Below are 19,766 nucleotides of genomic sequence, written 5' to 3' on the forward strand. Positions count from 1 at the left end.
GCCAGTGGCGAGGGCGATGTATCGGTAAACGGAACCGACTACGAACTGAACCAGAACACTCAGAATACTGCGGAGACCGGTTCACCCTACACTGCTGAACAGTCGACAGAGTTCCACATCAATGCGAGCACAGCCGGCTCACAGGCTGGTGAAACGTTCATCGTGACCATGGACACATCGGAGGGTGACAAGTAGAACTGGCTGTCCGAACTACCCACTGTCACCGCTCCTATTATTTTTCCTAGTTGAGGTATCTCGCTTTGTTTTGGAGGCTTTACCACCCCGCTGTGACTGCCACCATCGTTTCGTTGAGACGGCTGTGAGGAAGTGTTTCGTGAACACCGCGAGTACTCTGCTAAGAGCTGCTTCGGCTCTGTCCGGTATCGGAATCCGTAACAAGCCCATCTGGTAAACCTGAATATGGATCGCCGGTCAATGATTAAACTCAGTGGCACTGCGATCACCAGCGCGTTCAGTGGCTGTGTGGGGTTTGGGAATCAACCTGCTTCAACAGTGACGGTCTCGGGGATAACGATTCGAAACCGTATCGATCGTGAAATTGAGGTAAGCGTGTTGTTGGTAGAAGACGGAGATGTTGCGTACTGGCAATCAGTGTCAGTTCCAGCAGGGCAAATCCGTTCGCTAATCCGGAAGATCTACCGAGTGAAGCAGGAGCATATGAACTGTATGCACATATTTCAGAATCCGACGATGACCCACCCATCCACGTGGATTTGACTGAAGACGCTGGTGACCAGTCATGCATCACCATTGGACTGGATATCACCTTCGCTACAGTTGGTGATAAATCCGTGCCAGCCGTCGTATACGGTACTCTCGGCCGTTGTTGAGCATACAACCACTGATTGCGAGGGATCTTTCGACAGTACCATTATTTGATCTTGGAGTCCAGCGGCGATCTCACGATCTTCACACGACCGCTACCGATGCAAATCACACTCACTCCCCGTATCTCATCGCGGTCTTGACGCTCGGGAAGACTGCCGGTGCCCTGCTGGCATGGCGGTACCGATACTTGTCACTGCCTGCACGCATCCACCAGATGGTGCTGTCTCTCCTGGGCCTCGCGTTCTGCTGGCAGCTCTCAACCCTTGGATTCCTGTCGGTGTAGTCACCGTGAATCGATTCGTATTACCCAACTCTTTCGACGCTACCAATAGTATCGACTGCTACCATCGAAATATGAGGGTCGTCGCTGAATTCGAGATCAACTGCGACGCGCTCCCGCTCGTCGAGGTCGCAGCAACAGTACCCGAGGCAACGATACTCCTCGAACTGCAATTCAACCATGGAGAACGACCGCTTTTTCTCGTGACCGTAACAGACGGGTCGCACAAACTGGTAGCGAACGCGCTAACTGACGCCTACGACGTCGCTGAGTGGACGCTTATTGGACAGGCAGGTGACACGCGTCGGTATCAGGTGGTTCCGGCACTTAGTTTCGAGAAACAACTCGGCGATCATATAGATGATCTGGCGGGTCTTGAGTCGCTTGCTGCAGACGCGATTATCGAACGGATCGAGGTATTACCGGACGGCTGGCGACAAACGGGTTGGTTTGCCACCCGAGACGCATTCAGCGAATTCTCTTCGTTCTGGCAACAGAACGCCGATTTTCAACTGTCTCGTCTCACTCGTGACGGCGAGTCCGAACCGCCTGGTGATGGACTGACCAACCATCAGCAGGAGGCACTCAGGACAGCCTACGAGATGGGCTATTTCGATATCCCTCGTCGAGCCTCGCTGCAAGAAGTCGCGGCTGAGTTAGATATTTCTGCCTCATCGGTTTCCGAACGATTACGGCGTGCTCAGACGAGACTTATCGAAGAAACAGTGGCGACAACGTGGCCGCCGCTCCCAGAGTGAACCACCATGTGCTTCGAATTTCCCTGGTAATTATTCAATTGACGCATATTCATCCTTTGGCTCCCACCACGAGTGCGCCGCCGGTGACCGATATCGACACCCCGAATAAAATGATTCCGAGGTAGCCCACCGCTATTGAGCCAATATCTTGGATAGCGGAATGATATTTACTTGTCACATGGAGTAGGAGTTGCACGGTTCCGATGAAGCTGATCGTGACTCCAATTACATTGACCCAGAGTCCGACTTTTCGCATGGAATCACACCTCAGCGAGTTGGATAGCTCGGGTGATAATATACAACAAAACGATACCGGATCCGACAGCGAGAATGAACTGCGTGAGCAGAATAAATATACCCTCGAAAACACGGAAGGTCGAGGCAACCGCAAACGGAATCAGCGCGACCACCCCTACGAGGCCGATAAGCTTGGTTAGTGGGATCGACTCCGTTATGATTTTGTCTGTATCGAGGGTGCCCGTTGAATGCTCAATGAATAGCGGTGAGGAAGACATCTGAAGAACAGTTGCCAAGCGATGACTAAAGCACCCTTGATGGTGAAAATGAGATTTTGAGTCTGAAGCTGTGTTACAGGTTGCCGAGGATGAGCGTGATATGGACTCCAAGCAGGATGCCGAGCGTACTTAGCACGGTGATGATGTAGACCGCCCGAAGACCAGCAAAAGCCGGCGCATCTCGCAGCCTCGCATCTACCACACATGTGAGACTTGCCGCCACGGCGATCCCTACCGGGAACACCGTGAGCATGAGTACTGTTGAGGCAAATTCCGGCCCGTAGTACGGCCCGATCCCGAGTGTCCAATGGATTCGCATCTGTTCCGGGAGTATTCCATGAGCGATAACGCTACATAGCGCACTTACCAGAGCGATTCCATATCCGCCGCCAGCGAGGATCCGACGGGAGTTATCGCTGGTACCCCCACCGAGAGGGGAATGACCGATGCCAGCCCTGAGGTATCGTTGGATGCTGGACGCTTCATCGGGTGTACCTTCGGAAGTAGCATAAAAACACGTACAGGCAACATTTCAGCTCCTGAAACGGTCAGTACCACTCTATTAATCGTGGTCACAAACTCGTCGATATATGATCACAGGCTCACACTTCGGGGCACTTGACGCGCTGCTCTGTAACACGATTTCCGTTGTGGAAATCTCTAATATTGGTCATTCACAATCGTATGACAGGTGATACCATGGGTTCAGCTCCGGAGCGTGGCGATGACGAACTCCCACCGGACCCGATGGCTTCCCAGTGGTAGGAAATACACATCAATATCTCAAGCAGCCGATGGGGTTTTTCGACGAGCTTGCAGGCTACGGCGACCTCGTCCACTGTGAGTTCCCGCGTATCGATGCTGTCGCTGTGTTTCATCCTGACTACATCGGTGACGTATTGTTGGGACAAGGTACTTATGAGCGATGGAACTTCGATGAACTGAAAGAGCTCCTCGATTATGAAATCGCACCCCGAGGACTCACCTTCACCCGTGGGGAGGAGTGGAAACAACAGCGACACTTTCTCCAGCCGATGTTCGGATTGGATCGGCTGGAAGGATTTAGCTCGGCGATGGTTGAGGCGACAGAACAGCTGGTCACAGAGTGGGACGACGGCGAGGAAGTCGCAATCAACGAGGAATTTTCCTGGCTGACTCTGTCGATTCTAACGAACTCGCTGTTTGATTTCAATCTCGGGGAGCACCGGCAGGTGATCACTGACGCTGCCGACGAACTGCAAGCGATGGCTGATATGAGTGGTCTCGGGGCCGTTGAGATGCTCCTCCCGTCGTGGGTGCCGACACACAGGAACCGCCGCTACACGCAGGCGATGGAGGCTTTCGATGCGACCGTCGACACACTCATCGAAGAACGCCGCGACAATCCAAGCCAGTACGACGACCTCCTGACGATGATGCTCGAAAAGGAGGACGATCACGAGTATTCGATGAGCGATGAGGAGATTCACGATCACCTGATCACGTTCCTGATCGCCGGTCACGAGACGACGGCGATGGCACTGACGTTCACGTGGCTCCTCTTAGCAACCAACCCCGAAGAACGCAACCGATTACAGACGGAGGTTACGACCGTCTTGGACGGCCCGCCGTCGGCTGCGGATCTCTCTAACCTCTCCGTCACGGAACAGGTAGCCAAGGAATCGATGCGGCTGTATCCGCCCGCGGCAATGCTATTCCGCGAAGCGACCGAGGAAACACGACTCGGCGGGTATCGAATCCCTGAAGGGACGAAACTGCTCCTCCCACAGTTCACTGTCCACACTGACGAGCGGTGGTTTGAGGCTCCAAATGAATTCCGTCCGAAGCGGTTTGCCGACGACCGGAGTGACCAGCGACCGGAGTTTGCGTACTTCCCCTTTGGCGGCGGCCCCCACCAGTGTATCGGGATGCACTTTGCGATGATGGAACTGAAACATATCATCCCGATTCTCGCCCGAAACGTGGACTTCGAACTCGTGAGTTCAGCCGATCCCGAGATAAACATGGAATTGACATTACAGCCTGCTGACGATGTTAGGATGGTGATTCACAAATGACGGACAATGGAGACAAAGACACAGACCAGCAGGGGAACCTCCCTCCGAAACGGTCAGGCGTTCCACTGGTCGGAAGCGCAGTCTCGTTTGCTCGTGACCCCTATGCGTTCTACGAGGATCTGGCAACCTACGGCGATATCGTTCGGTTCTCGATGGGGAGTACGGACATGGCCGCCGTACTGCATCCGAGAAATATCAAGGAGGTCTTGGTCGAAGCGTTCGACAAGTACCGGAAGCCAGCCGACGCCGGGGGCGTCGATATTCTCTCCGAGGGGTTGTTATTGAGTGATGGCGAGCAGTGGCAGCAGCAACGGAAACGCCTGCAGCCACTGTTCTATCAGGATCGCATCGAGACATACGCTGAGACAATGGGAACGTACGCAGCTGCGTCCGCAGAGGAGTGGGCAGCCTCCGATGGCCCAGTTGATCTGACAGAGGTAACCTCCACGTATACGCTCCGAGTACTCGGGAAAACATTGTTTGGCATCGAAGCCGAGAAGCACCGACAGGCGATACGCGCAGGGGCTGAGGCGATCCGTGAGCGGAGTAGTGAAAGCCCAGTCTCCGTCGATATTCCCGAGTGGCTCCCGACCCCGAGAAACCGTCGGTACAAACAGGGGATCGCCGAGCTTGAGACCGTCATCGACGAACTTCTCTCAGACCAACCCGACGGAGCGGGTGGAGAGGACCTCTTATCGCTGCTCGTCGCGGCAATGGATAGCGATGATGAAGGCCCTACAGAGCGTGAGATTCGGAGTCAACTCGTGACGTTCCTGTTCGCCGGGCATGAAACCAGTGCGACTGCGCTGACGTGGGCGTTATACGAACTTGGTCGGAAGCCGGAGGTGGCTGGCAGACTCAGAAATGAAGTCGACGATGTTGTCGACGGTTCACATGCGGAGGTTTTGGATCTACCGGCGTTGGAATATACCGAGCAGGTGATTCAAGAGACGCTGCGTCGGTATCCCCCGGCAGCGGCCATCTTTCGAGAGACGGACACCGATGTCCTACTCGGCGATTATCAGTTGCCAGCGGATACATACCTTGTCCTGCCGCAGTTTTACGTCCATACAGACGACCGCTGGTGGGATGATCCACTAGTCTTTGATCCATCACGGTGGGACGACATCTCGGAGCCACCGGGTGACCGGCCGGAGTATGCGTACTTCCCGTTCGGTGGCGGCCCTCGACACTGTATCGGTATGCGGTTCGCACAGATGGAACTCAAACTTGCGCTCGCAACAATCGTCCGTCACTGTCACATCGATCACGAGTATGAGACCGTCGACATTGATATCGGGTCAACGGTCTCCCCGCCGAGGCGCTTGAGGTACGGTTCGAACGGCGAGAGTCACCCCTAAACCCACAGAACTGAGGTCTCCGAATAACATCTATAGCAGGGCATAACTTCGTGTGTTCAAGCTCATCACGTTTCAGATCCTGAAACACCTCCATTAGCTATACTTCTAAGTCCCTACATCAACATATGACAGCACCAACAGCTCAGGAGTCGTCCGGTGGTGCCGTCAGCTCAGCAGGCGACGCAGACATCGTGATCCACGATGCACTCGTGCTGACAGTCGACGACGAAAAGGAACTGTACGAGCAGGGAACGGTTTGCATCAGGGATGGACAGATCGTGGCGGTGCGGGAATCGAACCATAGCGACGCCGATATGGAGGCGGACGTGGTCATCGATGGCTCGGGAAAACTGGTTATGCCGGGGTTGGTCAACACCCACACACATCTCGAACTCACCCCGACGATTGCTGGTGCCAGCGAACTGGGTGAGTTCGAACTGTGGGGGTACAATACGCCTCTCTATACCCGGTTCTTCGACGGTGAGTTTGACTATCTCTGCAAGGCCGGATACAAACTCGCGGCACTGAATTTTCTCACCAGCGGGGTCACGACGGTGAATTCGATGGACACTCGTCCGAGTCTCGGTGCGGATGTCTTCGGTGAGGCTGGCCTGCGGGGATTCTTCGGCTCGGTGATCTCAGACCTGTTCTGGGACATCCCGGTCGACGAGCAGTTTGCCCGTACCCGGGAGTTCGTCGAAGCGTACCACGGTTCCTATGACGGGCGGATACAGGCGACGATCTGTCCCCACGACGACTGGTCGTGTACCCGTGAACTCTGGGAGCGGACTGCGTCGGTGGCCGCCGAGTACCCCGACGTACTCGTCCACACGCACTTGCTCGAACTGGAGATGAGCAATACGATTGCCCGGTCTAACGGTGCGACCGACTCGCTGGATCTGCTGGAAGATACTGGACTCCTCAACGACCGGCTGCTTGCGGCTCACTTCCGGGTGGCAGACGAACAGGACATCCAGCGGACGGCGAACGCGGATGCCGGCGTCGCACACTGCGCGTCGATTTTTAGCTACTGGAACCCCGATGCAGGTATGCAGTGGACGCCCGTCCCCGACCTGCTAGATGCAGGCGTTGATGTCGGACTGGGCATTGACGACCACTACTGGCACGATTCATACGATCTGCTCGGAGAGGCCCGACAGGCTCGACTTGCGGCAAACCTCCAATGGGGGCACGGACAGTTTACGTCCCGGGAGCTTGTCCGCATGCTCACCATCGAGGGAGCACGTGCGCTGAATATAGGCGACGAGATCGGCAGCATTGAAGCGGGCAAGCGGGCAGACCTGCTGGTGTTGGACTTTTCCTCTCCGAAGTTCGCGCCGATCAACAACATCTACGCCCACGTGGCTAACCAGGCGACCCGGGCCGATGTAGAGACGGTGATCGTTGACGGCGAGCTGCTGATGCGTGACGGGGACGTACTGACGATGGATTCAGACGCCGTCCTCGCCCGGGTTGAGGCGGCGATGGAGCGGTTCGAGGCCGACACAGAATGGTCGTTCGATCATGATGGAACCGAAACACCGAGCACATGGTCGGTCGTCCGGAATGCGCCCAAGCGTGGCCCAACGCGCATGGCCGCTAGATACGCGTTGCAGTCCATCAAGGACACACTGCGACTCTCACCGTAATGAGTAAAACAGCGGATGGATCATGAGGTCCACCACCATCCTCAAATACATCCAGTCACGAATGAGCGTTACAGACGCGCCTCTATTACACGCTATAATTTATGTAACCATGTCAAAGGATCCAGTTGAATCACCGGACGAAACGACTGTGTTTCCGTACCATGAGCTGAGCCCGCCGACGACCACTGACATCTGGCGTGCCCGCAACCGCGTCAGTCGGCATCTCCCGAAAACGCCATTGGTTCGGAGTGAAGCGTTATCTGCCGAATTTGACGCTGAGGTATATCTCAAACGAGAAGATACGCTACCGACCGGTGCGTTCAAAGTTCGTGGTGGCGTGAACTTGCTTTCTACACTTGATTCCAAGTTTCACGACCCAGGTGTGATCGCTGCCAGCACAGGTAATCACGGACAATCCATTGCTTACGCCGGACGCCAGTTCGATATCCCAGTGACAATCGTGGTTCCAGAGGATGCGAATCAGGCCAAGGTAGCAGCGATGGAGCGTCTCGGTGCGACGGTGCTGTTCGACGGCGGCGACTTCGATGAAGCTCGCGTCCAGGCGGAAACGTTAGCCTCCGAGAAGGGCTATCGATACGTGCATTCGGCAAACGAGCCTGCACTCGTCGCTGGCGTGGGGACAGCAGGTCTGGAGATCGTCGAAGAACTGCCTGATATTGATTATCTGTTTTGTCCGGTTGGCGGTGGCTCCAGTGCGTCGGGTTATTGCCTCACGGTCGGGGCACTGACCGAGGCCACTGTAATCGGTGCTCAGTCCGAGGCTGCACCGGCGATGTATCGGGCTTGGGCGAACGATCATCTTGAACCACACGACCGAATGGAAACCTTTGCCGAGGGTATAGCCACACGAGTGCCGTTCGCGCTCACAACGCGGCTGCTTCGTGATCGGCTTGATGACTTCCAGCTTGTGAGTGAAGATGCCCTCAAACAGGGTGTTGGTGATCTCTACAGAGGTGAACGGATCCCGATGGAAGGTGCGTGTGCAGCGAGTCTCGCTGCCATGCGACAGCGAGGGGACGAACTTTCGGGTGCTACCGTCGTTTTCCCGATTTCAGGTCGGAATATCGACCTTGAGAAACTTGAGACGTTAGTTTCTAAAACCGCCTGAACGAGACCGGATCTGTGTGGCTATTCCGAACCTGTTGGAGTGGTTTGAGATTAGTCCGCTCCCGCAGGAGTAGGTGCCTCAGTCTCCTCAATGAACGTCCGAACCTCTGAAATGACACGATCAGGTGCTTCCGTCGGGCCACCATGACCAATTCCATCGAATTCCACGAGTTGACTATCCGAGAGAACATCGTCCACCGCACGAACACCGTCTTTCAGGTGAGGCGGTCCTCAGTCCCAGTCAGTAGAAGTGTCGGTGCATCGATGTCTATGGAATCGGGGAGTTGGTACTGCTCGATAGCGCGATTGATTCGTGCGACGTTTTCGGTCAACGCTACGATGTCGGGCCAAGGTGGCCACTCGGCAGCCAACCGTCGAGATCATCGATGTCGCCACCGTGCATGACCTCGCGGATGTAGAATTTCATGGCCTGTCGACGGTCGCCGTCATCGATTCGTGCCTGCATCTGTCCAGCGAGATCGGCCTTCTCCCTGTATTCGCCGACGAGAACCGCCGGTTCGTACGCAACGAGTTTCTCGACCGATGCAGTCCGAGCCGTTTCGAGTGCTAAGAGACCGCCAAAGGAGTGGCCAAACAGCACCGGAGTGCCCTCCACTGCATCGATAACCGCACGCATATCTTCGACGCCACGGTCGAGGGTGTACTCCTCGGTGTCACCGCTTTCCCCAACGCCACGTCGGTGCGGGATAATTACAGTGTAATCGTCAGCAAGTCGTGGTACGATTGGCTTCCAATACTGCGGAGCGGAGCCACCGTGAAGTAGTATCAGTGGCGGGCCTGCTCCGTGACGTTCGAAAGCGATACTGGTTCCGTCTGCTGAAGCGACTGTCTGCATAGTGCAGATTGTGATTGGTTCAGGGCGGGTGAAACCCTGTCTCTCAGCTATTCGGCCGTTTAAGTGTGAACCAGCTACTGTCGGTGTTGGCACTCGGCCACTATTAATTCCGAATATGCGTCCAACCGGTAGCGAAAACAGAGAGAGAACTCTCTATTGAACTTCAGACTTCGAAGCTCGCTTGAGGAGTGCCACGGCACTGCCGCCAAGAACGACGTTGAACCCCAGAAGCACAGCAACGGCAGGGACGACGGTGTTCCAGAGTCCAGTAAACGCCGTAACCTCAAAGACCGACAGCACGTCCTGTCCGCGCATGAAGAGCGCGGATACCGTCTACGCCGTAGGTGTATCGGTCACTCGACTATCTATCAACTATTGTATAAATTAATTCGTTAACTGCTGAATAGACAGTGCAAATACAGCAAATTATACGATACAGATCTCGGGCTGGATAGACAAACCCACAAGCTCACAGAGAAACTGAGGAGCCAATCGAATATCACTACCAATTTATGGAAGCCTTTGTCGACCCATCGGTGGTATTGATATGATTAAGATGGCGGTTTTACCATACAAAACGGATATATCAATTACGGGGTGTAGGGAGAACTATGGATTCCCCCAACTGAGACAAAAAAATACACAACGAGGTGAATCCTCCTGTAATGGTACAACCGTTCTTCATGTCGATGATCAGAGTGCTTTCCTTGAACTTACCAGCGAATATCTCGCTAAGGAACTTGACGATGTTACGCTTATCACTCGGTCAGATCCACAAGCTGCGGTAGCATATCTGAAGGCCAACGAGGTTGACTGTATCGTCAGCGATTACCAGATGGGCACAATGGACGGTTTGGAATTCTACGAGCAGGTCGCATCCCACAGCACAGAGGTTCCATTCATATTATTTACCAGTAAGGACAGCGATACGATCGCTTCGGAAGCTCTTGAGGCGGGCATTGATTCGTTTCTCCAGAAATCATCTGACCCATCAGGTTTTCGTATGCTAGCAAATCGGATCTCACTGCTTGTTGAACTATATCAGTTGTCCTAACAGTTATTTCAAAACGATGTTGCCAATCAGGCTCCGGCATAGTTCTGTTTGATTGAATTATTTGAGTAATCCAACCATTAAACGAGGCGCGCTGTAGGGTCTACAACGATTTGACACTAAGCATTACCGACTGCTACATAGAAACTCTACATCTTGCACTATCTTCTAAAATTATATCTATCCCGACATACTTCACGGGACTGTTGCACTATCACGCGACGGGATCGAGTGATTTCATCGAGAAATCCGACTTCGAGCAGTATCTTTCAGCCACCTCCATCAGGGCTCGTGTCCGTCGAATATCCGCCACATTGTGACGTACAATCGGTTCGAAATCTCCACGTTCCCACGCATCAACGGCCTCGCCGCTGTCATCGAACGGATCCAGTTTACCTAGATCGTCTCCGAGTAATTCCTCGTACACCGCTGTAAGCGACGTTTCAGTTGTATTGAACCGGGCTTCGAAAACGTCCATGAGATCGATGTACGGCAATCCGATGAAGGGCCATTCCATATCGTGAGTATTGAGCCGTGTCCGGACGAATGGGAGATCGAAGCCACCCTTCCACGTTTCGCCGTTGTAGGCGACCAGCTTGATCTCTTGGGTGGTGAGGTTCGATTCCACGAAGTCAGTCATTGCTTCTAGGAGTGCTGCCTCGCTCTCATGTGTCGAGAGCACGACGGCCGGATTCATTTCTTCGTCCAGCCGTTCGGCAAGAGAACTCGGCGTTTCACGGTCGCCGGCGTTCAGAAAGACTCGTGAGCTGATGTCGGCATCAAATCCGATGACGGTTACTTGATCGGTCGTGTGGAACCCGGTTGTCTCGATGTCGAAGGCGACTGTCTTTAAGTGTGTCATCACTTATCGCACTCCTGTGTTTCATCTCCAGATTCTAGCAGTTCCTCGTGTTCTAATGCCTGCTCTATTTCTTCTAGCCGCTGTTCGTGGTCATCGATTCGGGCCTCCTGTTCGAGATCGATGCTGAACAGTGCCGGCAGGAGTGGATTCTGGTGGTTCAACAGCCCGCTTGCATCAGCGTGCTCCCGTGCGTACTCGAAGAGCCGGTCGAATCGTGGTTGATCCCGCCGACGGAGTGCCCGGCGGAACGCTGCCCACCGCTCTTCGATGGCCCGCAGCGCGTCTCTGTATGTCGGATTCGTACGTCCCATTGCTATCGTCCCCCTCCACCGGTGGCCGTCCACGCATCGAGTAGCGGGTCTGCGGTGGCCGCCACTGTCTCACCGGTGGCTGTGACGCCTGTCCCGACGCCCTTGGCAGTCGACGCCGCCGTCGTCGTCGGTTCCACACCGACCTGTGTGGCACGCGCTGCGAGCAGCTGCCGCCAATACGCGAACGTCGTCTGGTAGTACGCGCCGTCGCCAACGGGATAGACGAGCGTCTCGAAGTCCTCGCCGACGATCCGTGGTCCCATCCGAGTCTGTTCGCACTCCAGGTGGTAATCGGCGGCCGTCGCAACTGCTTCAGTGAATTCGTTTCGTTCGTTTCGCGTAACGAGCACGGGTATGTCGTACCCATCGGCGTAGCTCGACAGCCGTGCCAGCGTTCGGGCCTGAAGCGTTTCCGCGTCCGTTTCACCGAGCGTATTGTCGGTGCGGTACTGGGAGTCGACGGCCGGCACGACGACGAGGGCAGGTGTGTGGGGAGAGGTGTCCTTGCTACGATTTGGTGGGTGTCGACTCTTTGCGCCGGGACTGGCGGTCGATGCCTGGATAGTCTTGTTCACCGCCGTTGGGAGATCACAGACGGTACTGTAGTGCTGGTAGGCGGTGAACCCGCGTGCGACATGGATTCGGTTGAGCAACCGTTGGCTGGGGACGATCTGGGCGAGTGTAGTCGTTGTTGCGTGACCGTTTGCGTCGACCCAAAAGGCAGGCCCATCGTGCAGGAGGAGATGATCGAGGACGAGCGACTGCAGGATCGGGACGCCACGGCTTCCTCGACATCGAGCAGCGTGATGCCGTCGTCGAGCTGCGGCAACAGCATCTCGTCAGTAGCCGGATCGGCTTGGTCAGCGAAGGCCTGATTACGGTCGGCGTCGCGGGTCGGCTGGTCGACCGCCAATCGGTTCGAGGTTGAATGGGGTGGCATACTCGACTAGTTATCACTGTCCCCGATAACTCGCGGCGTGATGTTTCCGTGCTTCAGGGAAGGGGACGAGACGGATGTAAACTGCCTCCTATGGTAGAGATTCTGTAAATGAGCGACTATTTCCGAGAACGTTTCCAGAACAAGTCGCAACCTACGCTGATGGCTTAACCAACAAAATGAAATTCACGAGCGGTTTGTTGGTTAATCTGGGCTCGGCGGATCGTGGTGTGACGCATCGATATCTCTGTCGTACTTGTCGGCGATGATCTCCAAGGCGGGCTCGTATGCTGGGTGATTCTCCATCATCTGGTCGATTGCATCCTCTAACGGGATGACAGGGTTACCGTCGACCCACTCGGTTTCGATACTGGTTGTCTTCGGGAACAATACGTAGTGAACATTCCCAGTGACCTCGTTGGCGTCTGGACGCTCGTTGAGTGTCGTCTCGACACCAAACTGCTGGAAGAACGCCATCCACCGTTCGATGTCACGGTCGTGGACTTCGATAAACACCGGATAGTCGTCGTGGCTCCGCGCGATTTGGTAGCCGCCCTGTGTCCAGACATACGCAGCATCTATCTCTGTAAACGCAAACTCCATCCCAGCGAAGTGTGGAATGACGTACGCGTCGTCCTGCGAGATGGTGTCGCGGCTGTACAACGCAGCCATCATCTCGGCGTACTGCTGGCGCATCTCGTGATCGATGATCTGAAGTCCGTTATCGGTATTAGCGATAATATTTGCATTTTCTAACCGCTCAACCCAGTCGTATACCCACGAGTACGAGACATCGATCTTACTCGCGATGTGGTTGATAGAATCCCCACGTTTGACTGCTAAGACAATCTTTCCAGCTGTAGCATCCATCAATTCGATCATTGTAGGTAGTGCCTTGTTCGCGGCCGTACTCTTGTTCGTAGTTATCTCTAAAGAGATAGTAATACATAGAACTTCAGCAATGCCCGATTACTACGGAGTCTACCTACCGTTAGACGAGCAAAGCTGAAATCCAACACAAAACCTACGACTACGCACGGGCCGGGACGCGACTCTAAGCGAACCTGGTGCAGAAACACCCCACAAAGGTCGCTGCCGCACAGAGTGTCGTTGTATCGAGCGCGCAAGCGATAGTCTGCAGGAGAAAATTGAGTGGAAGATAGAGGGTACGAATACAGCACACTGTTCACCGAGAATCAGCGTTGCCTGATTTGTCTGTAAGATCGTAAAACAACCATCGTTACAAGTCTTCTATGCAACACTACTCACAATTAGGGATGAGAAAAACCAGTACCAAGCAAAGCCTGCGACAAGTTCAAGATCAAATCAACACGTGGTTTGCCGACACCAAGATTACACGAACTGTCTTCGCGTTCTTATTCATTTGGTACGTCATCATCTGGTACGTCCCGCTTGGTTTCGACGAGTCAACAACCACCTACTGGTTCATCGCAACAGCAAACCCGTCTCCTGGGTGGATTCTAGCGATGCTCTCACACGTCAGTATCACCCATTTCCTCGCAAATGCTGGACAACTCTTACTTTTCGGGAGTATCGTCGAACGCCGCCTCAATACACAACAGTATCTCACATTCCTGTTCACAGTTGGACTCATCACCACATTATTTCAGGTAATTGAATACAACATCAAAGGCATCACAGGCGGGATGGTCGGAGCGAGTGGGGCAACATTCTCAATCGTTACCTTTGCGGTCATCGCACTGCTGGAACCGCTCAACGGGAGCCCTCCCACAGTTACATCACCAACAGATCATCGTCCTGGACTTATTCTCGCTGCACTCATTATCCTCATCGGACAACTACTCAACGACTTCACACCATATCTGTCGTTTTCACAAAGAGCTTCAGGTATCGCCCATTTATCCGGTATGATTCTCGGGGCAACCGTCGCACTACTTTACACTAGCCGTTAACGGCTAACAGATGGAAGTGTATGTGATTCCTCTTCCCTCAGATGATTCGGGAGTTTTCGTTGGTCATGTGAATTAATTCGCACGTTTACCTAACGGCTCTTTCATCGCTTATGGAGCAAATCAAACGACGACCAGTTGCTACGTACCTCTTCTCTGTCGGTCACTCGGCTATCCCTCAATTAGCGTTTAGATTGATTCGCCAGCTGCTGAATAGATCGCGCAAATCCAGCAATAGACCAACATTCAAACTCTCAGCCAGCTCACGATACCCTTCTGATTTATATCACTGACTTATGCATTAAATTACAAATGTCCCGAATGTTACTACTGAAGTATGGATGCCTCCGACTCTGTGAATTCTTTTGTCCGGCTAACAGAATATGTTGACCTAGAAGATTCGACAGATACCGGGCTTATCACCGAGCGATTTCAATCTAGTTTCGGTGAGGACAAGGAGTGGCATGTTGTACTAAATCCTGACTTAGATGGGCCAAAGTCGATAGCTGATTTCCCTGGGGAAGGTGATAATCTCACAGTACAACCAACCCAGGCACTTATTTTCCATGATGGTAGGAATGTGGGTATTATAGGAGTTGGAAGTGGTGAATTCTATGGTGAAAAAATAGATGAAGAAGATGATATCCTAAAAAAGCATTTTTTGAGGATTTAACAGACAAAATAAGCTAATTCTGGATGCTCTGGACAAAATTCTGGGTGATGTGAGATTTCATCAGAACAGAGTAAATCTACTGCACCGAGGCCCAGTTATGCCGGAGGAGCTAAAATTACAACAGATCTGACGGCAATGGATTCCAGAGAGATTCTACAGGAAACAGAAACGCTACGCTTCCTACTCGACGAACCCGGTTGTGTTATCAAAATCAGCCGATGTCGGCGGCAGTACGGCGGTATGTATCGTCGAGACGGGGGCCACCCAGTGCTGTGTATAGGTCGATGAGATCTGCGACATCGCTTAGACAGTAGTCGTTGAGTAGTTGTGTAAGTTCGCGGTGAACGCCGGTATGTTCGATACCTGCTTCGACGTTTTGCACGTATTTCTCGCCGAGAGTCTGCCCGATGTGCTTGCCTTGCACAGCTTTCCCTTCGATCTCAGAGAGATAGGTGTCGGGGAAGTCGTAGTCGTCGTACCAGATGCTGTCGTTTTCGATCCCGGTGAGGTCGTAGACTTTCCAGTCAGGGAGGATGTGCTGATCGTCCCAGAGCCGGATTCATACTCGTCGGCAGCCGCGAGTGCGACATCAACGTGGTTTTCGAACAAAGTCTCTATGCGTGCCGAGAAGTTGCGGCTACCACTCTCATCGGTATCGCGGGCCCAATTCAGTAAGTGCTTGCCGTCGAACCAAGTGCCGTTGTATGTGAGGAGCCGATCCACATTCCGCTGGTCACACCAATCGAAGAGCCGTTCGTATAGATCGATTGTGTACTGTTCGTCCCAGTTACCGCGTCGGAACAATACCTCGGTTTCTGGCATGTTATTCACCTCGTCAGCATAGGCGAGGCTGACAGCGAACAATTCGAAGTACTGGGTATCGTTTGAATTCTCCGGCGGCTCTTCGAACGGACTCGCGGTTTCAATGTCGATGACAAGTGTACCCATCTTCACAGACCTCTCTGTCGTAATGACAGTCGAATAATAGCATGTTTGTTATGGAAGCTGCTTCGAAGGTCGATACTTCAGGAATAAGCAATTCTGCATTTCCAGCTAAATTCAGACTACAGATCAACCTCTGTGGGATTCTAACCCACAGAGAGCTTTGGTATATTACGTCCTTCTGTGGCCCACTAGAACTCAATCTGTCTGTTAGAGGTGAAAGATTGACACGTCGGTATTGTCAGCTAGTTCCTGATTCGGCGGCGTCACCGGTTCGGTAAACTCGCTAAGCGTTCCGTTCCACACTGGGTTGGCGTCAACTGTCGGGGCTTCGCCGGCGTCGCGAGACAGCGTTTTCCACAGAAGCGACTGATCGTAGGTGTCGGGATCATCGGGGATGTGGGAGAGTAGGGATTCGGCCATGACGACGATCAGTTTGTACTTATGACGGCTGAACGCGACGTTGGCTCGATTTAATTCCAATAGGAAATCGCTCTCCGACCGGATAAACTGTGGATTAGAGGCGGTTGCACTCACGATCATCATGTCGTTCTGCCCACCCTGAAACCGATTGACAGTCTCGACCTGCGTGCCGTTATCGAGGTCGACTGGCGGGTTCTCAACACGCTGCTGGATGGTTGCAATATTGGATCGAAGGCGGCTTCGTTGAGCGTTATGGGGTGTCACGACACCGGCGGTCGCCTCGTGGCTGTGTTTCAACAACAGGATATTACAGATCGTTGACTCAATTGGGTTTACCTGCTGAAACGTGCGGTCGGAATCGTAGGTGATGACGGTAATCGGATTGTCGGCAAATACTGCCTGTAGTGGCTCAGTGTCGGCCCTATGCAGCTCTGGGATGTCGTCATGCTCGGTCGCCGAATAGTCGATCCCGTCCTTATCATACACTGTGTTTCCGATAAAATCCGCTGTCTCCGGGCCGAAACGGAACGTCGTATCCAACTGAATCAACGGAATCGGATTGTTGTCGGGATCAATATTGGTGGCAAGCCGGTCGCGCTCATCGGCATCGAGAACGTCAGTATCGCTGTTCGCTACCGAGTCGTTGCTCCTCTCTTCGTCGGTATCACTGTCACCCTCGCCACTGTCCGTATGGGCATGGTCATCATCAAGATCGCCACCGAGCAAGCGGAAGTAGTTGAGGGCCGATAGGTGCGGTGCGGCCTCGACGATAGACTTCCGGTGGGTATCTTCCCACTCGTGTTTTTGAACGGGTGGCAGCTGCCGATGATCGCCGCCGAGTAGGAGTTGTCCCGACCGCTTCATCGCGGTGCCGGCAAGAATGAGTTTTGGCAGTGTGAGCATCGAAGCCTCGTCAGCGACGATTAGGTCCCATAGATCGAAGTTAGCGATATCTTCGGGGTCGGGACTACTCGCCGTACATACTTTCTTCAGCATTCCCCAGCTGGATGTCGGCGTCGCAAAAATGAGCGTGTGTGACTGTTCGCTAGCGGGCGGCCCATCGTCGGTCACGTCAGTCTCCGTGGATTCTCCTTGGTCGAACACATCGATTGTCGCCTGTCCGGACTGGCTTTGTGTTGATCCACCGTCGGCTGTCGGCGTCTTGTCAGCTTGGGAGGCAGGAACAACCCGGTTGTCGGTCCTTTGCATCTGATCGCGCAACTCTCGAAGTCGTTTGGCTCCCTCGCCATCGGAGTAGTGGATGTATTCGACACCATCTACGGGATTGTCTGGTGTTTCGTGTGTCACCCGGACGATATCGACTGTCTCCTCGGAGAGTCCGTGAACGCCGTTTTCAGAGAGCGTGTTGAGTCGGTCAGCGGTACTCTCTAAAACCTCGTCGACGGCTGTGTTCGACGGCGCGGTGATCAGCCCGGACACGCTCTGTCCGACTTGTCCGGCAGCGAACAGCCGGGCACACAGTGTCGGGGCAGCGTCCCGTCCGTTTTCCCTGTTCCCGGCGGGCCTTGCAGTAACGCCACCTGATCGGCGGTGGTGATAAATTCAGCCTGCTCGTCGTTCGGATAGGTGTCGGGATCGATGTTGTCCTGCATCCAGCCAGCGAAGGCATCCAGCTGGTCGGCATCGAACATAGTATCGCTGAGAGCGTCGTCCTCTCCCCACCGCAACCCCTCAAGAAGTGTATGAAGCGCGTTCTGATCGGCGGTTTCGAGGGCCTTGTCGGCACGGTCGGCCGAAAAGCTCTGCGTGGTGGGATCGAGAATTAGCCACTCGTCGGTGTCAATAAACGTCATAAAACCGTCACCACGAGCCTCAACTCCGTCAAGTGTGAAATCCCGGTGTTCAGAGTCGTACCGGCCGGGATCCCAAAACATATTGCGTAGCTCCACGCTGATCTCCTGTGCTTTCAGGTCAATTGAACGAATCGTCGCCTTGACACCCATCTCAATTTCTGCTGGCGTGGTCGCCTCGGTGGTATGCGTTGTCGGGTAGTAGCGGTTAGCCACCATCCAATCGCCGCCGGAGGTGCCTTCTTTCCCCTTCTTTTTACAGACGAGTTTGGCATCCTCAGCGTTCTCCTCGCCGAACAGATTGGGGTGGCCATACGGAATATCGCCCGACACAACGATACTGCCATTCCGGCCTGTATTGGTATCGATGGACTTGATCTTGACTGGGATCGTCTCCCCGGAGAGGATTCGCTGTCGGGGGAGCTTTCGGTATAACTCGTATAGTTCCTGCTGTTGGGCGGTATGCTCGACGGCGAGATAGTCGCGTGATGCCTCGGCGATTGTCGCCGTCTCGCGAGTATCCGTCCACAGTGTCGCCGGGTCAACCTCGGGATTCCGATCTGTGATCTTCTCACTTCGATAGAAGGCAGCCCGCTCGACGTGTTCGATAGCGTCGACGAGATGCTTTCCAAGCGCGGTCACATCAGTCTCGCTGATCTTTCGCTCGCGGTCAACAGGGTCGTAGTAGAGATAGCTGTTGATGTCGGTTTTAATGTTGTAGGCGTCATCGGAAATATCCATCTCGACGTCATCGATCCACTGCTCATCAATCCGGCCCATCGCCGCCCAAATATATCCCAGTGGTATCTCGGCACCGTAGCGATATCGGGTTTTCAGGCCCTGACTGTTGGGATAATCGGTTGGGTCAACACTGATTCCATCGTCCGTCCGACGCCATGCTCGCTCGGTATTAAACAGTCGATGCCGGAACAGCGACCGAATATCGACCGATTCGCCACTAGCGGCGTCTACGGGCGTGTGTTGCCACCCATCGGGCGTTTTCGGCTTGCTGTATTCGTCCGACGGGGGATTGAGAAAGTCGTAGACGTGGAGCAAGCCGTATGACGTGGTCGGTATTGCTAGCCGTGGCTTGATCTCCGGCTTGATGTGAGCAACCCGTGGTGTGTCCGTTCCCGGCTGGCCCTCAAGCGTATCCGCAAACGCCTGAATCAGTTGCTCCGGGGATTCGACTCGTCCACCGGTCATCGGTTCGGGGTATGTACTCGTATCGGTATCAGCCGCATCGCTATCAGCGTCGCCGCTAGCGGCGTCAGTCGCTCGTTCTATCGCCTCTCTGAGCGCATCATACTCACCCGCTGTGTAGGTGTAGAATTGCAACAGCGGGTTGTCCTGGCCGAACCCACTGGAATAT

At 54.1% G+C, this 19,766-nt stretch carries 16 protein-coding genes and 4 pseudogenes; 10 read left to right on the plus strand and 10 right to left on the minus strand.

The window, feature by feature from the left end; translation table 11 throughout:
* From ACFQJB_RS14370 to ACFQJB_RS14380, 3 genes are all read left to right on the plus strand, one after another.
* Positions 1 to 195, plus strand: a 195-nt coding sequence (locus ACFQJB_RS14370) for a hypothetical protein (RefSeq protein WP_379728486.1), incomplete at its 5' end; no start/stop codon positions are given.
* Positions 196 to 1,203: 1,008 nt separating this feature from the next.
* Positions 1,204 to 1,887 (plus strand): helix-turn-helix domain-containing protein, encoded by a 684-nt coding sequence (locus ACFQJB_RS14375; protein WP_379728488.1) that lies wholly within the window; start codon positions 1,204 to 1,206, stop codon positions 1,885 to 1,887.
* Between the two features lie 254 nt (positions 1,888 to 2,141).
* The gene (locus tag ACFQJB_RS14380) at positions 2,142 to 2,324 is read left to right on the plus strand and encodes a hypothetical protein (RefSeq protein ID WP_379728490.1); all 183 of its coding nucleotides are present in this window, start codon (positions 2,142 to 2,144) and stop codon (positions 2,322 to 2,324) included.
* Positions 2,325 to 2,475: 151 nt separating this feature from the next.
* On the opposite strand, the gene ACFQJB_RS14385 is transcribed toward ACFQJB_RS14380, so the two are convergent.
* Positions 2,476 to 2,721 (minus strand): hypothetical protein, encoded by a 246-nt coding sequence (locus tag ACFQJB_RS14385; protein WP_379728492.1) that lies wholly within the window; start codon positions 2,719 to 2,721, stop codon positions 2,476 to 2,478.
* A gap of 427 nt (positions 2,722 to 3,148) precedes the next feature.
* Here ACFQJB_RS14385 and ACFQJB_RS14390 point away from each other — a divergent pair.
* The 4 genes and pseudogenes from ACFQJB_RS14390 to ACFQJB_RS14405 all read left to right on the plus strand — a co-directional run.
* Positions 3,149 to 4,459 (plus strand): annotated as a pseudogene (locus ACFQJB_RS14390) (cytochrome P450); the annotation flags it as partial.
* Positions 4,456 to 5,820, plus strand: coding sequence for a cytochrome P450 (locus ACFQJB_RS14395; protein ID WP_379728494.1), 1,365 nt, complete (start codon positions 4,456 to 4,458; stop codon positions 5,818 to 5,820). The pseudogene ACFQJB_RS14390 and the gene ACFQJB_RS14395, both read left to right, overlap by 4 nt.
* 125 nt (positions 5,821 to 5,945) lie before the next feature.
* The gene (locus ACFQJB_RS14400; RefSeq protein ID WP_379728496.1) at positions 5,946 to 7,469 is read left to right on the plus strand and encodes an amidohydrolase family protein; all 1,524 of its coding nucleotides are present in this window, start codon (positions 5,946 to 5,948) and stop codon (positions 7,467 to 7,469) included.
* 61 nt (positions 7,470 to 7,530) lie between these two features.
* Positions 7,531 to 8,598 carry a threonine ammonia-lyase gene (locus ACFQJB_RS14405; protein ID WP_379728498.1) on the plus strand — a complete coding sequence of 356 codons (1,068 nt, stop codon included), beginning with the start codon at positions 7,531 to 7,533 and terminating at the stop codon, positions 8,596 to 8,598.
* A 50-nt stretch (positions 8,599 to 8,648) separates the two neighbouring features.
* Here ACFQJB_RS14405 and ACFQJB_RS14410 read toward each other — a convergent pair.
* Together ACFQJB_RS14410 and ACFQJB_RS14415 are read right to left on the minus strand one after the other, a co-directional pair.
* Positions 8,649 to 9,453, minus strand: a pseudogene (locus ACFQJB_RS14410) (alpha/beta fold hydrolase).
* 153 nt (positions 9,454 to 9,606) lie between these two features.
* Positions 9,607 to 9,799 (minus strand): annotated as a pseudogene (locus ACFQJB_RS14415) (ABC transporter permease); the annotation flags it as partial.
* Between the two features lie 201 nt (positions 9,800 to 10,000).
* On the opposite strand from ACFQJB_RS14415, the gene ACFQJB_RS14420 reads away from it, so the two are divergent.
* Complete coding sequence (locus ACFQJB_RS14420) at positions 10,001 to 10,507, plus strand: response regulator (protein WP_379728500.1); 507 nt, start codon at positions 10,001 to 10,003, stop codon at positions 10,505 to 10,507.
* A gap of 211 nt (positions 10,508 to 10,718) precedes the next feature.
* Here the strand turns inward: ACFQJB_RS14420 and ACFQJB_RS14425 are convergent, their stop codons facing one another.
* The 4 genes and pseudogenes from ACFQJB_RS14425 to ACFQJB_RS14440 form a co-directional block, all read right to left on the minus strand.
* Positions 10,719 to 11,366, minus strand: coding sequence for a ribonuclease H-like domain-containing protein (locus tag ACFQJB_RS14425; protein WP_379728502.1), 648 nt, complete (start codon positions 11,364 to 11,366; stop codon positions 10,719 to 10,721).
* Complete coding sequence (locus tag ACFQJB_RS14430) at positions 11,366 to 11,677, minus strand: hypothetical protein (RefSeq protein WP_379728504.1); 312 nt, start codon at positions 11,675 to 11,677, stop codon at positions 11,366 to 11,368. The genes ACFQJB_RS14425 and ACFQJB_RS14430 overlap by 1 nt, the downstream gene beginning before the upstream one ends.
* A gap of 2 nt (positions 11,678 to 11,679) precedes the next feature.
* Positions 11,680 to 12,512 (minus strand): annotated as a pseudogene (locus ACFQJB_RS14435) (hypothetical protein).
* A 306-nt stretch (positions 12,513 to 12,818) separates the two neighbouring features.
* Positions 12,819 to 13,484, minus strand: a complete 666-nt coding sequence (locus tag ACFQJB_RS14440) for a helix-turn-helix domain-containing protein (RefSeq protein ID WP_379728506.1) — start codon at positions 13,482 to 13,484, stop codon at positions 12,819 to 12,821.
* 383 nt (positions 13,485 to 13,867) lie between these two features.
* Here ACFQJB_RS14440 and ACFQJB_RS14445 point away from each other — a divergent pair, with 383 nt between their 5' ends.
* Both ACFQJB_RS14445 and ACFQJB_RS14450 read left to right on the plus strand, forming a co-directional pair.
* Positions 13,868 to 14,548, plus strand: coding sequence for a rhomboid family intramembrane serine protease (locus ACFQJB_RS14445; RefSeq protein WP_379728508.1), 681 nt, complete (start codon positions 13,868 to 13,870; stop codon positions 14,546 to 14,548).
* Between the two features lie 334 nt (positions 14,549 to 14,882).
* Positions 14,883 to 15,218, plus strand: a complete 336-nt coding sequence (locus ACFQJB_RS14450; RefSeq protein WP_379728510.1) for a hypothetical protein — start codon at positions 14,883 to 14,885, stop codon at positions 15,216 to 15,218.
* Between the two features lie 303 nt (positions 15,219 to 15,521).
* Here ACFQJB_RS14450 and ACFQJB_RS14455 read toward each other — a convergent pair whose 3' ends face one another.
* The 3 genes from ACFQJB_RS14455 to ACFQJB_RS14465 all read right to left on the minus strand — a co-directional run bounded on the left by ACFQJB_RS14455 (position 15,522) and on the right by ACFQJB_RS14465 (position 19,732).
* Positions 15,522 to 16,166, minus strand: a complete 645-nt coding sequence (locus ACFQJB_RS14455; protein ID WP_379728512.1) for a hypothetical protein — start codon at positions 16,164 to 16,166, stop codon at positions 15,522 to 15,524.
* Positions 16,167 to 16,370: 204 nt separating this feature from the next.
* A complete protein-coding gene (locus ACFQJB_RS14460) occupies positions 16,371 to 18,023 on the minus strand; it encodes an AAA domain-containing protein (RefSeq protein ID WP_379728514.1) in 1,653 nt (550 codons plus the stop codon).
* Positions 18,011 to 19,732, minus strand: coding sequence for a hypothetical protein (locus ACFQJB_RS14465; protein WP_379728516.1), 1,722 nt, complete (start codon positions 19,730 to 19,732; stop codon positions 18,011 to 18,013). The genes ACFQJB_RS14460 and ACFQJB_RS14465 overlap by 13 nt, the downstream gene beginning before the upstream one ends.
* Positions 19,733 to 19,766 lie beyond the last annotated feature (34 nt).

The organism is Halonotius sp. GCM10025705 (assembly GCF_042662885.1).
GTDB lineage: Archaea > Halobacteriota > Halobacteria > Halobacteriales > Haloferacaceae > Halonotius > Halonotius aquaticus.